This window comes from Streptomyces sp. NBC_01092, from assembly GCF_045039535.1.
Taxonomy (GTDB): domain Bacteria; phylum Actinomycetota; class Actinomycetes; order Streptomycetales; family Streptomycetaceae; genus Streptomyces.
In genome coordinates, this window is the sequence record NZ_CP108659.1 from 721,825 (window position 1) to 739,279 (window position 17,455).

Below are 17,455 nucleotides of genomic sequence, written 5' to 3' on the forward strand. Positions count from 1 at the left end.
CCCGGTTCCGTTCCAGACTGGGTGGGACGGCGGCCGGTCGACGGACGGGACTCGGTATGGCGGACGGGACGATGCGCGCGTGGTCGGTGGTCGATCCGGGGCCGGTCGAGGCGGGGCCGCTGCGACTGGTCGACAAGCCGGTTCCGGTGCCGGGGGCCGACGAGCTGCTGGTGCGGGTGCGCGCGTGCGGGGTGTGCCGCACCGATCTGCATGTCGCCGAGGGCGATCTGCCGGTGCACCGGGCCGGCGTGACGCCCGGGCACGAGGTCGTCGGGACGGTGGCGGGGTTCGGGGCCGCGGTGAGCGGCTTCGACGTCGGGGAACGGGTGGGCGTGGCCTGGCTGCGGCGGACCGACGGCACGTGCGGCTACTGCGTGCGCGGGTCGGAGAACCTGTGCCCGGCCTCCTCGTACACGGGCTGGGACGCCGACGGGGGATACGCCGAGTACACGACCGTGCCGGCCGCGTTCGCCTACCGGCTGCCCGGCGCCCTCGACGATGTGCCGCTCGCGCCGCTGCTGTGCGCCGGGATCATCGGCCATCGCGCGCTGCGCCGCTCGGCCCTGCCTCGGGGCGGACGGCTCGGGCTGTACGGCTTCGGGGGCAGCGCTCATCTGTGCGCGCAGGTGGCGATGGCCGAGGGCGCCACCGTGCACGTCCTCACGCGCGGCGCCGACGCCCGGAAACTGGCGCTCGACCTGGGCGCCGCCTCGGCGCGGGACGCCTACGCGATGCCGCCGGAGCCGCTGGACAGCGCGATCCTGTTCGCGCCCGCCGGTGAGCTGGTCCCGGTCGCGCTGCGGGCCCTCGACCGGGGCGGGACGCTCGCGATCGCGGGCATCCACCTCAGCGACATCCCGGTGCTGACGTACGAGAGCGAGCTGTTCTACGAGAAGCAGGTGCGCAGCGTCACCTCCAACACGCGCGAGGACGGCCGTGAGTTCCTGGCGCTCGCCGCCGAGCACTCCGTGCACGCCACGACGCACACGTATCCGCTGTCGCGGGCGGACGAAGCGCTCCGGGACCTCAAGGCGGGCCGGTTCGACGGGGCGGCCGTGCTCGTGAACGACCTGTCCTGAGCCTTGTGCGCCCCCGGCGCCCCCGGCGCCCCCGGCGCCCCCGGCGCCCCCGGCGCCCGCGGGGTACGGGCGAGCCGGTGCCCGCGCTCCCCCGTACCCGCCCCGCCGGGCGAGCGCGACCGGCGTGAAGTGACCTGCCCGTGCGCCCTCAGCTTCGAGGGAGCGTTTGCGCAACCCAGGTGGTGAAACCGCCCCCTTCACGCCGTACCGGGCAAACCACCCACGCTGTTTGTCTTGTCCATGCGACGCGTACGGCCCACCAGTGCCACCAGGCCGCCGTCTTCGCGCCGAGAGGCTGCCGTCGTCATCGACCACTCCGCTCACCCCTGATCACCCTCCAGGGAGGGATTTGTGTCCGTACCCGAGAGCGTCACCGGACCCGCCGCCGACGACCCCGCCCCCGACGGACCGCTCACCAGTCTCAGCACCGAGGCCGCGCGCCAGCTCGCGACCACCACCAAGTCCGAACCCCAGATGCAGGCCATCTCCTCGCGGTGGCTGCTGAAGATGCTGCCGTGGGTGGACGTCAAGGGCGGCACCTACCGCGTCAACCGGCGTCTGCAACTGCGCGTCGGCCGCGGCCGGGTGCAGTTCGAGCAGAACGGCGCCGACGACATCAAGGTCATCCCCCAGACGCTCACCGAACTGCCGGTCCTGCGGGGATACACCGACATGGACGTCCTGAAGGAGGTCGCGACCCGGTTCCGGGTGCGCGAGGTCCGGGCCGGCCAGGTGCTCGTCGAGGCCGGGCAGCCGGTCCAGGAGGCCTACCTCGTCGTGCACGGCCGCTTCACCCGCTTCGCCGAGGGCAAGTACGGCGAGGAGGAGATCCTCGGCGTCGTCACCGACGGCGACCAGATCGGCGACGAGGCCATCGGCCAGCCCGACCCGCTCTGGCTGAGCTCGGTGCGCGCCGAGACCTCCGGCGTGCTGATGGTGCTGCCCTGGACGGTGGTCCAGGAGTTCACCGAGCGGGCACCGTCCCTCGCCGAGCACCTGTCGGCATACGCCGAGCGCCAGCAGCTGCCCATAAACCGCAAGGGCGAGGCCGACGTCCCGGTGCAGGCGGGCCATGTCGGCGAGCCGACCATCGGTGGTGGCTTCGTCGACTACGATCTCGCGCCCCGCGAGTACGAGTTGTCCCTCACCCAGACCGTGCTGAGGGTGCACACCAGGGTCGCCGACCTCTTCAACAACCCGATGAACCAGACCGAGCAGCAACTGCGGCTGACCATCGAGGAGATCCGCGAGCGCCAGGAGTGGGAGCTGGTCAACAACCGGGACTTCGGCCTGCTGCACAGCGCCGACTACGGGCAGCGCATCAGCACCTTCACCGGGCCGCCGACCCCGGACGACATGGACGAGCTGCTGTCGATGCGCCGCAAGACCAAGCTGTTCATCGCCCACCCGAAGGCGATCGCGGCCTTCTTCCGGCAGTGCAACCGGCGCGGCCTGGTGCCCGGTACGACGAATGTCGACGGGCACGAGATCCCCGCCTGGCGCGGTGTCCCGATCTTCCCGTGCAACAAGATCCCGGTCAGCCCGCAGCACACCAGCAGCATCATCGCGCTGCGCACCGGCGAGGGCGACCAAGGAGCCATCGGGCTGTACCAGACCGGGATCCCCGAGGAGCACCAACCGGGGCTGAACGTGCGGTTCATGGGCATCGACGCCAACTCGATCATCCGCTACCTCGTCACCGCCTACTACTCGATGGCGATCCTCGTCCCCGACGCGGTCGGGATCCTCGAGAACGCCCAGATCGGCCGGACCCCTGAGTGACCGCCCGGAGAACCCGATGAGTACGACCGCCTCCTGGCCGCCCCTGCCCGGGCCGCCCAACCTCGCCCGGACCATCCGGGCCCGGCGCGGCGGCGCGATCCCGGGGCTGCGCTACCGGCAGGTGGGCCCCGCCGACCCGGAGAAGGTCGACGAGGTCGACCGCAGGCTGGAGGACTGGGCCCGCCGTCTCGACCTGTTCCCGGCGGCCTGGTCGGGGGACTTCTCCGGCTTCCAGTTCGGCCGGGCCGTGGTGCTTCAGCATCCGGCCGGCGCCGACCTGGAGCGGCTGACGGCGGCCGGGAAGCTGCTGCTGGCCGAGAACATCGTCGACAACTGCTACTGCGAGGAGGACGAGGGCAGGGGCGCGTCACGCAGCGGACTCGGCGGGCGGCTGATCATGGCCCAGTCGGCTCTGGATCCGTTCCATGCCACCCCTCAGTTCCAGGAGCAGTGGGCGCACGGCATGCAGGGCGACGGTCCGCTGCGCTCGTACAACTGGGCACTCAAGGACTACGCGGCCCTCGCCACGCCGAGCCAGACCGACCGGCTCGTGCACGACCTCGCCCGGCTGCATCTGGGCTACCTGGCCGAGGCGGCCTGGAGCGAGACGCGGTACGTCCCCCATGTGTGGGAGTACCTGGTGATGCGGCAGTTCAACAACTTCCGTCCCTGTCTGTCGATCGTCGACGCCATCGACGGCTACGAACTGCCCGAGGCGGTGTACGCCCGCCCCGAGATCCAGCGCGTCACCGCGCTCGCGTGCAATGCCACCACGATCGTCAACGACCTGTACTCCTTCACCAAGGAACTGGCCAGCGACCCCACCCATCTGAACCTGCCGCAGGTCATCGCCGCCAACGAGCGCTGCGGTCTCAAGGCCGCCTATCTGAAGGCGGTCGAGATCCACAACCAGATCATGGAGGCGTTCGAGGAGGAGTCGGCCCTGCTCGCCGCTACTTCACCGCTCGTCGAGCGCTACGCCCGGGGCCTGTCCGACTGGGTCGCCGGGAACCACGAGTGGCACTCCACCAACACCCACCGATACCACCTGCCCAACTACTGGTAGAGCGCGATCGAATGACAGAACGTCACACGCACCAACGCGAGGAGTCCCCGTTGACCATCGCCCCCGAAGCCGACACCAAGGCAGCATCGGTGCCGACCCAGTCCACGTACCAGACCCGCGTCGCGGACTACTGGAACGCCGAGGAGAACCCGGTCAACCTCGAACTCGGAAAGCTCGACGACCTGTACCACCACCACTACGGCATCGGGGACGCCGACCGCTCCGTGCTCGACGAACCCGATCCCGGGCTGCGCAAGGAGCGCATCACCACCGAACTGCACCGGCTGGAGCACGCCCAGGCCGAACTCCTCGCCGTGCGCCTGGGCCCCCTGTCCCCCGCCGACCGCGTCTTCGACGCCGGCTGCGGGCGCGGCGGCGGCAGTGTCGTGGCCAATCTGCGCTACGGCTGCCACGCCGACGGCGTCACCATCTCCGAGAAGCAGGCCGAGTTCGCGAACGCGCAGGCCCGCAAGCGGGGCATCGACGACCGGGTGCGCTACCACCACCGCAACATGCTGGACACGGGGCTGTCCACCGGGGCGTACGCGGCCTCCTGGAACAACGAGTCCACCATGTACGTCGAGCTCGACCTGCTGTTCGCCGAGCACGCCCGGCTGCTGCGCCGCGGCGGCCGCTACGTGGTGATCACCGGCTGCTACAACGACACCTACGGGCGCGCCTCGCGCGAGGTCTCCCTCATCAACGCCCACTACATCTGCGACATCCATCCACGCTCGGCGTACTTCCGCGCGTTGGCCCGCAACCGCCTCGTCCCGGTCCATGTGCAGGACCTGACGGCGGCGACCATCCCCTACTGGGAGTTGCGCCGCGAGGCCGATCACCTGGTGACCGGGATCGAGGACACGTTCCTGAACGCGTACCGAAACGGCAGCTTCCAGTATCTGCTGATCGCGGCGGACCGCGTCTGACAGTCCATCGGGCAGGCGTCGGCCACGGGCATTTCGTGGCCGACGGGTGTCTTCCCCCTTGCGCCGGGCCGTGCTTGCCTGGGGAGCCGTTTTCGGTGTCCGGGGCGGGAGTCGCCGTATGCGCAAGCCGTGGATCGTGGGGCCGCTGCTGGCCGCCGTGCTGCTCGGCGCGTGCGGGGATCCGGCGTCGGAGCCGGAGACCGCGCCGCCTCCGGCGGTGCCGAGGGCGTCGGTGACCACCCAACAGCGGGCGCCGGCCTCGGCCTCACCGAGCACCGACCCGGCGAAACCGCCCACCGTGCTGTATCTGGGCGACTCGCTCGCGATGGAGGCGCAGCGGGTGCTCGGCCAGGAGCTGCGCCGCGAGCTGCGGGCGACGTACACGAGCGCCCCCTACTCGGGCACCACCCTCTGCGACTACCTGGAGGGCACGGGCAAGCGATCCCTCGTCCCGGACGCGGACAAGGCGGCCGCCCTGGTGCGCCGGCTGCGGCCGGACTTCGTGGTGCTGCAGTTCTGGGGGAACGCCTGGGGTTACACGCCGTGCATGGACGGGATCACGTACGACGCCTCCCGGACCAGGTACGCCGAGCGGTACGAGGCGGACGCGAAAAGGCTCACCGAGCAGATCGCCGCGGCCGGCGAGACGCGGATCGTCTGGGTGCTCCAGGGTCCTGACCCGATCACGCCGGAGCGGGTCAGGCTCGTGAACTCGCTGTACGAGCTGCGTGCCGGTGCCTCAGGCGGTCTGCTCGCCGACGCGGGCGGGACGGTGAGCGCGGCCGGGGCCCGCCACTCCTGGGTCCAGTACCTGCCGTGCACGGCGTACGAGCGCGCACACGACGCGTACTGCACCCAGCCGGGCCGCGGCCGGACAGCCCTGCACCGGGATGACGACTACCTGCACTTCTGTCTGGCGCCCACGACCTCGACCCCGAAGCCGTGCCCGGTCCGCTCACCCGGGATCCTGCGGATCGCCCGGGAGATCACACGGGTGATCCGCGAGAGCCGGTAGGGCGGGTCTCACTCGCCGGCGTAGGCCTTCTCCAGGGCGGCGATGTCGAACTTCTGCATCGCCATGAACGCCTTGGTCACGCGGGCCGCCTTCACCGGGTCCGGGTCGGTGACCATCGCGTCGAGACGGTCCGGGACGACCTGCCAGGACAGGCCGAACCTGTCCTTGAGCCAGCCGCAGGGGCCGGGCTCGCCGCCGTTCTCGGTGAGCTTGGCCCAGTAGTGGTCGATCTCCTCCTGGTTCTCGCAGAAGATCATGAAGGAGGTCGCCTCGGTGAACTTGAACTGGGGGCCGCCGTTGAGACCGAGGAACTTGTGGCCGTTGGCCGTGAACTCGACGGTCATCACGCTGCCGGCGGGCTGCATCGCTCCCTCGGGGTAGCGCGCCACCTTGCCGACGCTGGAGTTCTTGAAGATCGAGACGTAGAAGTGGGCGGCCTCCTCGGCCTGGCCGTCGAACCAGAGACACGTGGTGAAACCGTCGGTTGCCATGAGTACCTCCTGGAGCGTGGATCCGCTGTCATGTGTGTCGACCGGTCCGCGCCGCGAAACTCATCGGCCGGAGGGTCGACAAATCCAGGTGGCCGATACACCCACACGAACTAGCATCCCGGCATGACGTCTTCGCCCATGGACAGCGTCCGGCCCTTCCGCCTCGACATCCCGCAGAGCGACCTCGACGACCTCCACGACCGCCTCGACCGCACCCGCTGGCCCGACGAGATCCCGGGTGCGGGATGGGCGTACGGCGTGCCGACCGACTATCTGCGCGACCTCGTACGGCATTGGCGGCACACCTACGACTGGCGTGCGGCTGAGGCCCGGCTGAACGAGTGGCCGCAGTTCATGACCACGATCGACGGGGCGAACGTGCACTTCGCCCACGTCCGCTCGCCCGAGCCGGACGCCACGCCGCTGATCATCACGCACGGTTGGCCGGGGTCGATCGTGGAGTTCCTCGACGTGGTGGGCCCGCTGGCCGATCCGGCCGCGCACGGGGGCGATCCGGCGGACGCCTTCCATGTCGTGGTGCCCAGCATCCCGGGGTTCGGGCTGTCGGGGCCGACGACCGAGCCCGGCTGGGAGGCGGGCCGGGTCGCCGACGCGTGGGCTGAGTTGATGCGCCGGCTCGGCTACGAGCGGTTCGGCGCGCAGGGCGGCGACTGGGGCGCGGCGATCTCCCGTGAGCTGGGCCGGGCCCATTCCGAGCGCGTCATCGGCGTCCATCTCAATCTGCTGCCGGGCGCGCAGGCGGCCACCGAGCCGACCCCGCAGGAACTCGACGCGCTGAGCCCCGAGGAGCGGGAGCGGGCGCTCACCTCGTGGCGCCGGTGGGCGGCCTGGTCGCGGGACGGGATCGGCTACTACCACCAGCAGGCCACCCGGCCGCAGACCCTGGCGTACGGGCTCTCCGACTCACCGGTGGGTCAACTCGCCTGGATCGTCGAGAAGTTCAGGGAGTGGACGGACTCCAAGGAACTGCCGGAGGAGGCGATCGACCGGGACCGGATGCTCACCAACGTGATGCTGTACTGGCTGACCGGGACCGCCGGTTCGTCCGCCCGCATCTACTACGAGCGTGCCCACGCGCGGGGCCGGGTGGCGAAGCCCTCCGAGCCGTCCTCCGCCCCGACCGCGCTCGCCCTCTTCCCCGCCGAACCGCAGATCCCGCTCCGGCACAAGGCGGAGCGCACCGAGAACCTGGTGCGCTGGACGGAGTTCGACCGGGGCGGGCACTTCGCGGCGATGGAGGAGCCCGATCTCATCGTGGGAGACGTGCGGGCGTTCTTCCGTCAGCTGCGGGAGGGCTCTGCCGTCAGCTGATCTGCCGAGGGCAGAGAATCCGGCCAGCGGCGTCGTCCGAGGTCAACAGTGGAGTCGACGGCATCCCCACCACGAGGAGAACCGATGACTCCACTCTCGACGCTCGCGCCCCGTGCCGAGGAGGGCGACGCCCCGCCGACCCGGTTCGACGACCATCTCGCCGCCCAACTGCTCGGACAGCGCATCGTGTTCCTCGGCACGGAGGTCACCGAGGCCTCCGCGAACCGGATCTGCGCGCAGCTGCTCCTGCTGTCGGCGGAGGACCCGCGCACCGACATCAGCCTGTACATCAACAGTCCGGGCGGGTCGGTGCACGCGGGCCTCGCCATCTACGACACGATGCGGCTCATCCCGAACGACGTCTCCACGCTCGCCATGGGATTCGCGGCCAGCATGGGCCAGTTCCTGCTCAGCGTCGGCACCGCGGGCAAGCGGTACACACTGCCGAACGCGCGGATCATGATGCACCAGCCGTCCGCCGGGATCGGCGGCACGACCGCGGACATCGAGATCCAGGCGGAGAACCTGGACTTCACCAAGCAGACCATCGAGCGGATCACCGCCGAGCACACCGGCCAGACCCCGGAGACCATCTCCCGGGACGGTGACCGCGACCGCTGGTTCACGGCCGAGCAGGCCACGGAGTACGGCTTGGTGGACCGGGTCGTGGAGTCCCTCGCGGACGTCCGCCCGGCCGCCTCGAAGCGACGGATGGGGCTGTGACATGGGCAACTACACGATTCCGTACGTCGTCGAGCGGACCGCGCACGGCGAGCGTTCCTCCGACGTCTTCAGCCGGCTGCTGTCGGAGCGGATCATCTTCCTCGGCACCGAGATCGACGACGGCGTCGCCAATGTCGTGATCGCACAGCTGCTGCATCTGGAGTCGTCGGCGCCGGAGAACGAGATCGCGATCTACATCAACTCCCCCGGCGGCTCGTTCACTTCGCTCATGGCGATCTACGACACGATGACGTATGTGCAGGCGCCGATCTCCACGTTCTGCGTGGGGCAGGCCGCGTCCACGGCCGCCGTGCTGCTGGCCGGCGGGGATCCGGGGCGACGGTTCGTGCTGGAGCACGCGCGCGTGCTGCTCGGGCAGCCCGCCACCGGGGGCAGCCGGGGCATGGTGTCCGACCTCGCCCTCCAGGCCAAGGAGATGGTCCGGATCCGCTCGCAGGTCGAGGAGGTGCTGGCGCGGCACACCCGGCACGACATCTCGACCCTGCGGGCGGACATGGACCGCGACAAGGTCTTCACCGCGCCGGAGGCCGTCGCATACGGGCTGGCCGACGAGGTGGTGAGCCGGCGCCTCGTGCGGGTCTGAGGCGCCGGCACATCCGTCATGCCGCCAGGCACAGCCCGTCGTACGACGAACCCGTCCTGGCGCGGCTGCCGCCCGGGACCCGGCGGCCGGTGACCCGGACGAGCTCGCCCTGCGCCAGCGACAGCAGGTCGCCGAGGCCGAGCCCCAGGGCGTGGGCCGCGGCCGCGAGAACCTCCGAGGAGGCCTCCTTGCGGCCGCGCTCCACCTCCGACAGATACGGCATGGAGATCCGGGCGGCGTCGGCCACGTCCTTGAGCGTCCGCTCCTGAGCGAGGCGCTCACGGCGCAGGACGTCACCGACGAGGTCCCGCCACAGGGGTTCCCTGGGCGCGGGGGCCTGCGGTACGGCGGCGGGGCGCGGGGGGCTCGGCGCGGTCGCCGGCGCGGCGGTGGCCCGGCGGTCGGACGGGGGGCGGGTCGTTCCCGGGCGCGCGGCCGACGGGTGGGCCGCGGGCGGGCGGGCGGCCGGCGGGCGCAGGGGAATGACGCGGGCTTCGTTCGGCGCTTGTTCGGTCACCTTCCCAGCCTAGGAACCTCGGGCGTCAGGGGAAGGGATCGGCGTTCCGCCCTGGGGGAAATCGCGGCTACTGCCCCACGCGGCCGTCGATCCGCTCCCGCAGGAAGTCGGCGTGGCCGTTGTGCCGGGCGTACTCCTCGATCATGTGGACCAGCAGTTCGCGCAGGGCGATCGGCTCGTCGCCGCCGTTGCCGATGACGTCGAGGCTCGGGGCCTCGGCCACGAAGCGTTCCGCGAAGGCGACTTCCGAGCGCCAGGTCGCCCAGGCCTCGGCGACGACCGCGGGGTCGGGTACGGCGCCGGTGAACTCTCCGTTCGGGTCGCCCTCGGTGCGGTAGTGGCGGGGGACGTCCTGCCCGGCCATGACGCGGCGGAACCAGACCTGTTCGACGCCGGCGAGATGACGCACCAGCCCGAGCAGGGAGAGGTCGGACGGGGGGACCGAGCGGCGGGCCATGTCCTCGGCGGCCAGATCGGCGCACTTCATCTCGAACGTCAGCCGCTGGTCGCTCAGATATCCGACGAGGGTCGCGAGTTCGCCGACGTAGCCGCCGTCACTGCGGGGATCGTCGTCGGGGGCGACCCACATGTCCCACCATCCGAAGCTGCGTCGGGGCAGCGCCTCTTCCGGCTTCGTGACATCGGTCATACGGGCGAGCATGGGCGGTCGGCAGGGGGACCGCCACCGGATTTCCGGCCGCCCCTCACTCGTCGGCCAGGCGCAGCACCGCCCGCACCCGCTTGCCGACCGGCACCCGCTCGACGGCGACCTCAGCGGCGAGCGCGTGCACTATCTCCAGGCCGTGCCGGCCGACCCGCTCGGGGTCCTTGGGGTAACGGCGGGGCAGGGCCGAGCTGCTGTCGTACACGCAGATCGTCAGCGCGTCGTCCGTGCCCTCCAGGTCCAGGATGTACGGGCCGTTGCTGTGCCGATCGGCGTTGGTGACCAGCTCGCTGACCACCAGGAGCACCTTGTCCTCGGCGGGCTCGCCGATCGTGGCGCACCACTCGGTCCTGAGCCTGCCGAGGAACAGCGCGGCGAAGGACCGTGCCTCGGCGATGCATCCCGGTTCACCGCTGTAGTGCGCCGCCCGTCTCAGCGGTTCCACGGGCACGTCGAAACCAGTAGGTATCACTGCCCCGTCCACGTGCTCGATCATGCGTTTCTCTCTCGGAAGCCGGCATCGGCCGGATGCTGCTGCACCAGTCCTGTTACCCAGAGCTGCGCCGTGCAGTCACCGTGCAGGTGGCGCCGTACGTCACAGCGGCGGGGACTGTGGTGCGGCCGAGGTGGGCGCCGACTGCGAGGTGGTGGTCGTGTCCTCGTCCGGGGGCGGCTGCGGGGCGGAGGTGTCGGGCGACTCGGGCTCGGTCGTCGGGGGCTCCGTCGTGTCCGTCCCGGGGGTGGACGTCTCCGGCGTCGACGTCTGCGGGGTCGTCGGGGGCGTCGGTGACGTGGGCGTCGTCACGCTCGCCGACGGGGTGGGCTTGGCCGGGCGGTCCGTCTTGCGGTCCTTGTCGCCGTCGTCGCCCCGGAGTCGGGCGACCCACTCGTCGCCGTCGGCGTCGAAGAGGACGAAGACGTTGATGATCGTCTGTGCGGGGGTGATCACGACGACGTTCGAGGAGCGGTACGACGGCCACGAGTCGCCGGTTCGCCTGGGCGTGCCCTGCTGGGCGACCGGCGGGGTCAGGGGGTTGCCGCAGGCGCAGCGCACCCGGGGCTCCCCGCGGTCGTCGACGAGGACCGCGGTGCCCGCCTGGAGGACGGCCTGGTAGCTGGTGGCGGCGCCGTCGACGTAGCCGTGGTTGGTGACGCGGGTGTCCAGGCGGAGCTGGACGGGGGTGAGCGAGCGCAGATAGGCGGGGACGTCGGCGGCGTCGACGCGGGCGACCGACGCGAACGCCCTGTTCTTCTCCGGGGCGGCCCGGAGGTGGTCGATCTGCTTCTCCACGTCGCAACTGGAGACCTTGCGGGTCCCGCCGTACAGGCCCGGCGCTCCGCCGTCGACTCCGCGTACCTCGTTCGACGGCGTCGGCTCGGTGGGCGGGGGTGGGGTGACGGGCGGGGCCGAGCTGTCCGTCGCGGTGGACTCGGTGAAGGGGTCGGGGCCCGCCTTGTCCGCGGCCTGCAGGAAGACCTCTCCGCTCTGTCCGGTGCCGCCGTCCGAGCCGCCGCCGCGGGAGAGGACGACGGCGGCGATCACCGCGGCCACGACCACGGCGGTGAGCGCCGCGATGCGGGGCGCCGACCGCCACCACGGGCGGTGGGGTTCGGGGCCGCCGCCCGGCGCGGGCGCTCCGCCGCCGGACGGGGGCTGCGAGGGCGGACCGGACGGCGGCTGGGAGGGGCCGGACAGGGGACCCGACGGCGGTCCTGTGGGCCGGTCGGACGACGGAGGTTCGACGCTCACGAAGCCTTCTTCCAGTTCACCGGATTTGCCACCTTCTATGGCATTTCGCAACGCTCCCATTCTGTGGGCCGATCCCGCGCCACCCGCAAGCCGACGCGTACGGCCCTCCCGGCGGGCGCACCGAACGGGCGCTGCTTAGCGTGGGCAGGGTGAGTGCGGCGACCTCCTCCCGTCCGGCCGTGGCCGCCCATGGCTGGGTGCAGGCTCTCGCCGTGGTGCTGGCCGGGCTGGTCGCGATGGGGGTGGTCGCGGCGCTGGGGCTGTGGGCGGCCGGGGCCGGGGAACTCCCCGACAACGCCTTCCCGCGGGTCGTCGCGGCGACGATGGTCACAGCGGTCGGCGGCACGGTCGAGCTGTCGGGGAACGCCGGCGGGCTGGCCGAGTCCGATGCCGGTCTGACCGTGATCCCGTTGTCCGTCACGCTCACCGGCGCACTCGTGCTCGCCGCCGGTTTCCTGTGGCCGCTGCGGCACCGGGCGGTCGCGGGCGCCGGGGAGCTGGCGGGATGGGCCGTGCGGATCGCCGTGCTGTGGCTGGCCGCGCTGCTGGCGCTGGCCTTCTCCGCCCGGCAGACCTTCTCCCTCTCCCTGAGCGACCTCGGGCAGGAGGAGCTCGGCGACCTCGGTGACCTGTTCGGCATCTCGCCCGAGGTCGGCTTCACCACCGACGTCCCGGCGACGGTGTTCTTCGGGCTGCTCTGGCTGGCGGGCGTGCTGGTGCTGGCCCTGTTGGTCTCGCGCGGGGCCCCGCTGCCGGGGCGGCTGCTGCGCTTCCAGGAGTCGGTGCGGCCGGCCGCGTACGCCATGGTGCTGCTGTTGCTCGCGTATGTCGGGCTGGGCGTGGTGATCGGCCTGGTCGTCGCGGCGACGCGCGGGCACGCGGCCGAGACGTTGGCGGTGATCCTGCTCGGGATGCCGAACCTGGTGTGGCTCGCCCTGACGATCGGGCTCGGCGCGACCTGGAACGGCCGGGTGGACGGGCCGTTCGGGCTGCCCATGCCGCATGTGCTGGACGAGGTGCTGCGCGGCAAGGAGGTCGCCGAGCTGAACCTGGGCACGCTGGCCGAGCACGACGGGCGGGTGTGGTGGCTGGTCGCCGTGGACGCGGTGCTGTTGCTGGCGGCCGCGTTCGTGATGGCACGGCGTTCGCCGGCCCGGATGCGGGCCTGGCAGCACGCCGTGCACATGGCGGTCGCGCTGGCCCTCACGGTGCTGATGATCTGCCTCGTCGGCCGGATCTCCGCGCACTACGGCCTGTCGGTGCTGGGCATCGGCGACCTGGGCGGGGACCTGGCCGGCGAGCTGTTCCTACGGCCCGAGGTGTGGACGGCCCTCGGACTGGCGCTGCTGTGGGGGCTGGTGGCCGGGTTCCTCGGCGGGCTGCTGGCGCGGCGGGTCCGGCACAGGGGCGGGGTCCAGGCAGGGGGCGAAGGCTGAACGGGCCGCCGTCCCCCGCGTGCCGACCGGCCGGCGGTCTCGGCTTCAGGCCCGGCTCGGCGTTCAGCGCCGGAAGACCGGCTCCGCCCAGCGAGGCGGCGGCTTCGGCTCGTACTTCGCCGACTCCTTCGCCGACTCCTTCGGCGGCCCCGCGACGGCGGCCCCCCTCGACGCTCCCGCGGCCCCCGGCCCATTCGACCGTTCCGCGTCCGCCGGCTCCTCTCCCACTCCCACGACCCTGAGGTCCACCTCCGTCGGAGCATGCCCCGCCCCGGTGCCACCGGCCACAGCCGCGCGCAGGTCGGCGACAAAGGCGAGGCACGAGTCCTGACGGTCGTCCGGGCTCTTGGCCAGCGCCGAAACGAAGACGGCGTCGACGGGCGGGGCGAGGTCGGGGCGGGCCTCGGTCAGGGGCGGTGGCTCGTCGTACTGGTGGGCCCACAGCAGGGCCATGTCGTTGTCTCGGCGAAACGGCGGACGGCCCGCCAGGCATTCGTAGACCACGCAGGCGAGGCCGTACACGTCGCAGCGCGCGTCGACCGGCTTGCCGGAGATCTGCTCGGGGGCCACGTAGTCGAGGGTGCCGACGAACTGGCCGACGGTGGTGAAGCCGGTCAGGGACAGCGACTTCTTGGTCAGGCCGAAGTCGGTGAGGTAGACGTGCTCGGGGTGGTCGCTGTCGGTGCCGCGTGCGACGAGGATGTTGCCGGGCTTCACGTCCCGGTGGACGAGGCTGTGCTCGTGCGCGGCGTCGAGGGCGGAGGCGACCTGGGCGGCGATGCGCAGGACCGTCCCGGGCGGCAACGGGCCCTGGCGGTCCAGGAGATGGCGCAGGTCGCTGCCGGCGACGTAGCGCATGGCGATGTACAGGACGCCGTCCGTCTCGCCCGCCTCGAAGACGGGCACGATGTGCGGGTGGTCGATCGCGGCGGCGGCCCGGGACTCATGGGTGAAGCGGCGGCGGAAGGTGTCGTTGCGGGCGAGTTCGGGGGCGAGGAGCTTCAGCGCGACGGTGCGTTCCAGGCGCAGGTCCCGTGCGCGGTAGACCACGGCCATGCCGCCCCGGCCGATCTCGCGCTCGATGCGGTAGCCGGCGACCTGGCGGCCGATCAGCTCGGAGGGGCGGCCGGAGAACAGGCTCGTGTCACGGGCCATCGGGCGTCACGACCTGGGTCGGGGCCTGGCCGGGTTCCGCTTCGGCGCGGGGCGCGTCGTCCGTCGCGTAGGTGCTCAGCCGCGTGCCGTCCGCGAACAGCCATCGCCCGTGCTCGGTGTCGTACAGCCACACGGACTCCCCGTCGACGACGACCCCGACCCGTACGCCGCGCGTGCGGCCGCGGAAGGACTCGCCGTCCAGGCCGCCGGCCGCCAGGTCCTCCACCGCGGACCGGTAACCGGACAGTGCCCGCTCGGCCCGGGCGAGCAGCGGGCGCGGGTCGGCGGTACGGGCGAGCGGGCCGTCGGCGGTGGGCGGGTCCTGGGGTACGGCGACCAGGAACCGGCCGTCGACCCAGGCCGACCAGCCGTTGGCGCACAGGATGTGCCCCCAGTCGCCGCGCCGCTCGACGAGCTGGACCGGCAGGTAGGCGTCGAGGGGCACGGTGGGCCGGGCGGGGTCGGGTGCCTCCCAGGCGGGCATGCCGTGACCGGGGACGACGTGGGTGGGCCGGAAGCCGGGGGAAGTCATCGCGCGGGCCTACTTCCGCATCACGACGGGTTCGCGCCGGCGCAGCAGCCGGGAGACGACGAAGCCGAAGATGAAGGAGAGCACGACCAGCATGGCCACGTTGAACAGCCACACCCCGGCCGAGTGCCTGAACAGCGGATCGCCGGTCAGGTCGCCGGGCACGATCCGGGCCAGCCCGACGGTGCCGGCCATCGCGCCGAGGGCCCATCGCGAGGGCACCAGCCAGGACAGCTGCTCCAGGCCGGGGACGCCGTGCAGCTTGAGCAGGGCGCCGCAGAAGACGACCTGGACGATGGCGAGCAGTACGAGCAGCGGCATCGTCACCTCCTCCTTGCGCACCAGCGCGGAGACGACGAGACCGAGCATCATCGCGGTGAAGGCCAGCAGTGCGACGGCGACGGTGATTTCGACCAGGGGCGGCATCAACACGCCTTCGCCGCCCGGGGCGTTGAGGTCGACGCCGAGCAGGGCGACCAGGGTCAGTACGACGGCCTGGAGCACGGTGATCGTGCCCAGGACCACCACCTTGGACAGCAGGTACGCCGATCTGGACAGGCCGACCGCGCGCTCGCGCCGGTAGATGACGCGCTCCTTGACGAGTTCGCGCACCGCGTTCGCCGCGCCGGTCAGGACGCCGCCGACGCACAGGATCAGCAGCGCGTTCATCGCCGTCTCCTGGGTCAGCCTGCTGCCCGCCAGGGCGCGGGCCATCGCGCCCATCACGAACGGCAGGGCGATCATGATGGCCAGGAAGGTGCGGTCGGCGCCGAGTGCGGAGGCGTAGCGGCGGATCAGGGTGCCGAGCTGGGCGGAGCGACCGCGCGGCCGGGGCGGCCGGCTGACGACGACCGGGTCGGTGCGGGACTGCCGGGGCTGTGCGGTCGCGTCGGCGATGTACTGCTGCTGGAAGAGCGAGGTCCGGTAGTCGCCCGCCCAGTCCCGGTCCTGGTCGTGCTCGAACGCCTCGAAGGCCTCCGGCCAGTGCTCGAAGCCGAAGTAGGGCAGTGCCTCCTCGGGCGGTCCGTAGTAGGCGATGCGTCCGCCGGGCGCGAGGACGAGGAGGCGGTCGCAGACGTCGAGGCTGAGCACACTGTGGGTGACGACGATGACCGTGCGGCCGTCGTCGGCGAGGCCGCGCAGCATGTGCATCACCGAGCGGTCCATGCCGGGGTCGAGCCCGGAGGTCGGTTCGTCGAGGAACAGGAGCGAGGGCTTGGTCAGCAGCTCCAGGGCGACGCTGACGCGTTTGCGCTGCCCGCCCGACAGGCTGTGCACGGGCTGCCCGGCGCGCTGCTCCAGGCCCAGCTCGTGGATGACCTCGTCGACCCGGGCCCGGCGTTCGGCCTTGGCGGTGTCCTGGGGGAAGCGCAGCTCGGCGGCGTAGGACAGGGCGCTGCGGACGGTGAGTTGGGCGTGCAGGATGTCGTCCTGCGGGACCAGGCCGATGCGCTGACGCAGCTCGGCATAGTCGCGGTAGAGGTCGCGGCCGTCGTAGAGCACGGTGCCGTGGTCGGCGGGGCGCTGTCCGGTCAGGGCGTTGAGGAGCGTGGACTTGCCGGCGCCGCTCGGACCGACGACGGCGAGCAGGCACTTCTCCCCCACCGGGAAGGAGACGTGATCGAGCAGGGTCTTGGTGCCCCGGTCGACGGTGACGGCGAGGTCCTGCACCTCCAGGGAGATCTCGCCGGTGTCGACGTACTCCTGGAGCTGGTCCCCGACCAGGCAGAACGCGGAGTGGCCGATGCCGACGATGTCGCCGGGGGCGATCGGGGCGCCGGTGACCGGGGCTCCGTTGAGGTAGGTGCGGTTGTGGCTGCCCAGGTCGGCGATCTCGTAGCTGCCGTCGGGCAGGGCGCGCAGCTCGGCGTGGTGGCGGGAGACGACGAGGTCGTCGATCACCAGGTCGTTGTCGGCGGCTCGGCCGATGCGGACGGTGCGGGTGGGCAGCGGGCGGACGTTGGTGGGCTGCCGGAAGGTGCCCGTGCGTCCGGGCATGGAGACGGCCGAGGGGCGTTCCGGCGCGCGGGTCGGGGTGGTGCGGTCCAGCAGGATCGCGCGGGGGCCGTCCGCGGGGTTGCCGAAGCGGATGACGGTGCCGGGGCCGACGTCCCACTCCTGGACGCGGTGACCGTCGGTGTAGGTGCCGTTGGTGCTGTTGTCGTCCGCGAGCGTCCAGTGGCCGGCCTCGGGTCGCAGCACGGCGTGGTGCCAGGAGACGCGGGAGTCGTCGATGACGATGTCGCTGAGCGGGTCGCGTCCGACGCGGTAGTCGCGGCCCGGGGTCATCACGGTCGAGCCCGAGTCGGTCTCCAGGACGAGTACGGGGGCAGTCGGTGCGTACGAACGCTCCGCCATGCCAGGATTCTATCGATCTGCCCCT

17 protein-coding genes are annotated in these 17,455 nt (G+C 71.8%); 9 read left to right on the top strand and 8 right to left on the bottom strand.

All coding sequences use genetic code 11. From position 1 onward, the window contains the following. The first annotated feature begins 71 nt into the window (after positions 1–71). The 5 genes from OG254_RS02995 to OG254_RS03015 all read left to right on the top strand — a co-directional run bounded on the left by OG254_RS02995 (position 72) and on the right by OG254_RS03015 (position 5,871). On the top strand, positions 72–1,079 hold the full coding sequence (locus tag OG254_RS02995; RefSeq protein ID WP_405594819.1) for a zinc-binding alcohol dehydrogenase family protein: 1,008 nt from the start codon (positions 72–74) through the stop codon (positions 1,077–1,079). Between the two features lie 351 nt (positions 1,080–1,430). Next, positions 1,431–2,861 carry a family 2B encapsulin nanocompartment shell protein gene (locus OG254_RS03000; RefSeq protein ID WP_405577018.1) on the top strand — a complete coding sequence of 477 codons (1,431 nt, stop codon included), beginning with the start codon at positions 1,431–1,433 and terminating at the stop codon, positions 2,859–2,861. A gap of 16 nt (positions 2,862–2,877) precedes the next feature. Next, positions 2,878–3,927, top strand: a complete 1,050-nt coding sequence (locus tag OG254_RS03005; protein WP_405577019.1) for a family 2 encapsulin nanocompartment cargo protein terpene cyclase — start codon at positions 2,878–2,880, stop codon at positions 3,925–3,927. 50 nt (positions 3,928–3,977) lie between these two features. Then, a complete protein-coding gene (locus OG254_RS03010) occupies positions 3,978–4,856 on the top strand; it encodes a geranyl diphosphate 2-C-methyltransferase (protein ID WP_405577020.1) in 879 nt (292 codons plus the stop codon). A gap of 118 nt (positions 4,857–4,974) precedes the next feature. Next, complete coding sequence (locus OG254_RS03015; protein ID WP_405577021.1) at positions 4,975–5,871, top strand: SGNH hydrolase domain-containing protein; 897 nt, start codon at positions 4,975–4,977, stop codon at positions 5,869–5,871. Between the two features lie 8 nt (positions 5,872–5,879). Here the strand turns inward: OG254_RS03015 and OG254_RS03020 are convergent, their stop codons facing one another. After that, positions 5,880–6,362 (bottom strand): VOC family protein, encoded by a 483-nt coding sequence (locus OG254_RS03020; protein ID WP_405577022.1) that lies wholly within the window; start codon positions 6,360–6,362, stop codon positions 5,880–5,882. 123 nt (positions 6,363–6,485) lie between these two features. On the opposite strand from OG254_RS03020, the gene OG254_RS03025 reads away from it, so the two are divergent. From OG254_RS03025 to OG254_RS03035, 3 genes are all read left to right on the top strand, one after another. Then, on the top strand, positions 6,486–7,694 hold the full coding sequence (locus OG254_RS03025) for an epoxide hydrolase family protein (RefSeq protein ID WP_405577023.1): 1,209 nt from the start codon (positions 6,486–6,488) through the stop codon (positions 7,692–7,694). Positions 7,695–7,778: 84 nt separating this feature from the next. Beyond that, positions 7,779–8,417 carry an ATP-dependent Clp protease proteolytic subunit gene (locus tag OG254_RS03030; protein ID WP_351185954.1) on the top strand — a complete coding sequence of 213 codons (639 nt, stop codon included), beginning with the start codon at positions 7,779–7,781 and terminating at the stop codon, positions 8,415–8,417. Between the two features lies 1 nt (position 8,418). Next, positions 8,419–9,021: an ATP-dependent Clp protease proteolytic subunit gene (locus tag OG254_RS03035; RefSeq protein WP_351185952.1), complete on the top strand. Its 603-nt coding sequence runs from the start codon at positions 8,419–8,421 to the stop codon at positions 9,019–9,021. Between the two features lie 16 nt (positions 9,022–9,037). On the opposite strand, the gene OG254_RS03040 is transcribed toward OG254_RS03035, so the two are convergent. The 4 genes from OG254_RS03040 to OG254_RS03055 form a co-directional block, all read right to left on the bottom strand. Beyond that, positions 9,038–9,538: a helix-turn-helix domain-containing protein gene (locus tag OG254_RS03040; RefSeq protein WP_405577024.1), complete on the bottom strand. Its 501-nt coding sequence runs from the start codon at positions 9,536–9,538 to the stop codon at positions 9,038–9,040. Positions 9,539–9,605: 67 nt separating this feature from the next. Continuing rightward, the gene (locus tag OG254_RS03045) at positions 9,606–10,187 is read right to left on the bottom strand and encodes a DinB family protein (RefSeq protein ID WP_405577025.1); all 582 of its coding nucleotides are present in this window, start codon (positions 10,185–10,187) and stop codon (positions 9,606–9,608) included. Positions 10,188–10,242: 55 nt separating this feature from the next. Continuing rightward, complete coding sequence (locus OG254_RS03050; protein ID WP_405577026.1) at positions 10,243–10,698, bottom strand: ATP-binding protein; 456 nt, start codon at positions 10,696–10,698, stop codon at positions 10,243–10,245. Positions 10,699–10,797: 99 nt separating this feature from the next. Further along, the gene (locus tag OG254_RS03055) at positions 10,798–11,952 is read right to left on the bottom strand and encodes a DUF6777 domain-containing protein (protein ID WP_405577027.1); all 1,155 of its coding nucleotides are present in this window, start codon (positions 11,950–11,952) and stop codon (positions 10,798–10,800) included. 149 nt (positions 11,953–12,101) lie between these two features. Here OG254_RS03055 and OG254_RS03060 point away from each other — a divergent pair, with 149 nt between their 5' ends. After that, positions 12,102–13,388, top strand: coding sequence for a streptophobe family protein (locus tag OG254_RS03060; RefSeq protein ID WP_405577028.1), 1,287 nt, complete (start codon positions 12,102–12,104; stop codon positions 13,386–13,388). A 63-nt stretch (positions 13,389–13,451) separates the two neighbouring features. Here the strand turns inward: OG254_RS03060 and OG254_RS03065 are convergent, their stop codons facing one another. The 3 genes from OG254_RS03065 to OG254_RS03075 are packed head-to-tail and all read right to left on the bottom strand — an operon-like array spanning position 13,452 to position 17,430. Continuing rightward, positions 13,452–14,543, bottom strand: coding sequence for a serine/threonine-protein kinase (locus tag OG254_RS03065; protein ID WP_405577029.1), 1,092 nt, complete (start codon positions 14,541–14,543; stop codon positions 13,452–13,454). Further along, positions 14,533–15,075 carry a hypothetical protein gene (locus OG254_RS03070; RefSeq protein ID WP_405577030.1) on the bottom strand — a complete coding sequence of 181 codons (543 nt, stop codon included), beginning with the start codon at positions 15,073–15,075 and terminating at the stop codon, positions 14,533–14,535. The genes OG254_RS03065 and OG254_RS03070 overlap by 11 nt, the downstream gene beginning before the upstream one ends. 9 nt (positions 15,076–15,084) lie before the next feature. After that, entirely contained in the window at positions 15,085–17,430 is a 2,346-nt protein-coding gene (locus tag OG254_RS03075; protein ID WP_405577031.1) for an FHA domain-containing protein, read from the bottom strand. Positions 17,431–17,455 lie beyond the last annotated feature (25 nt).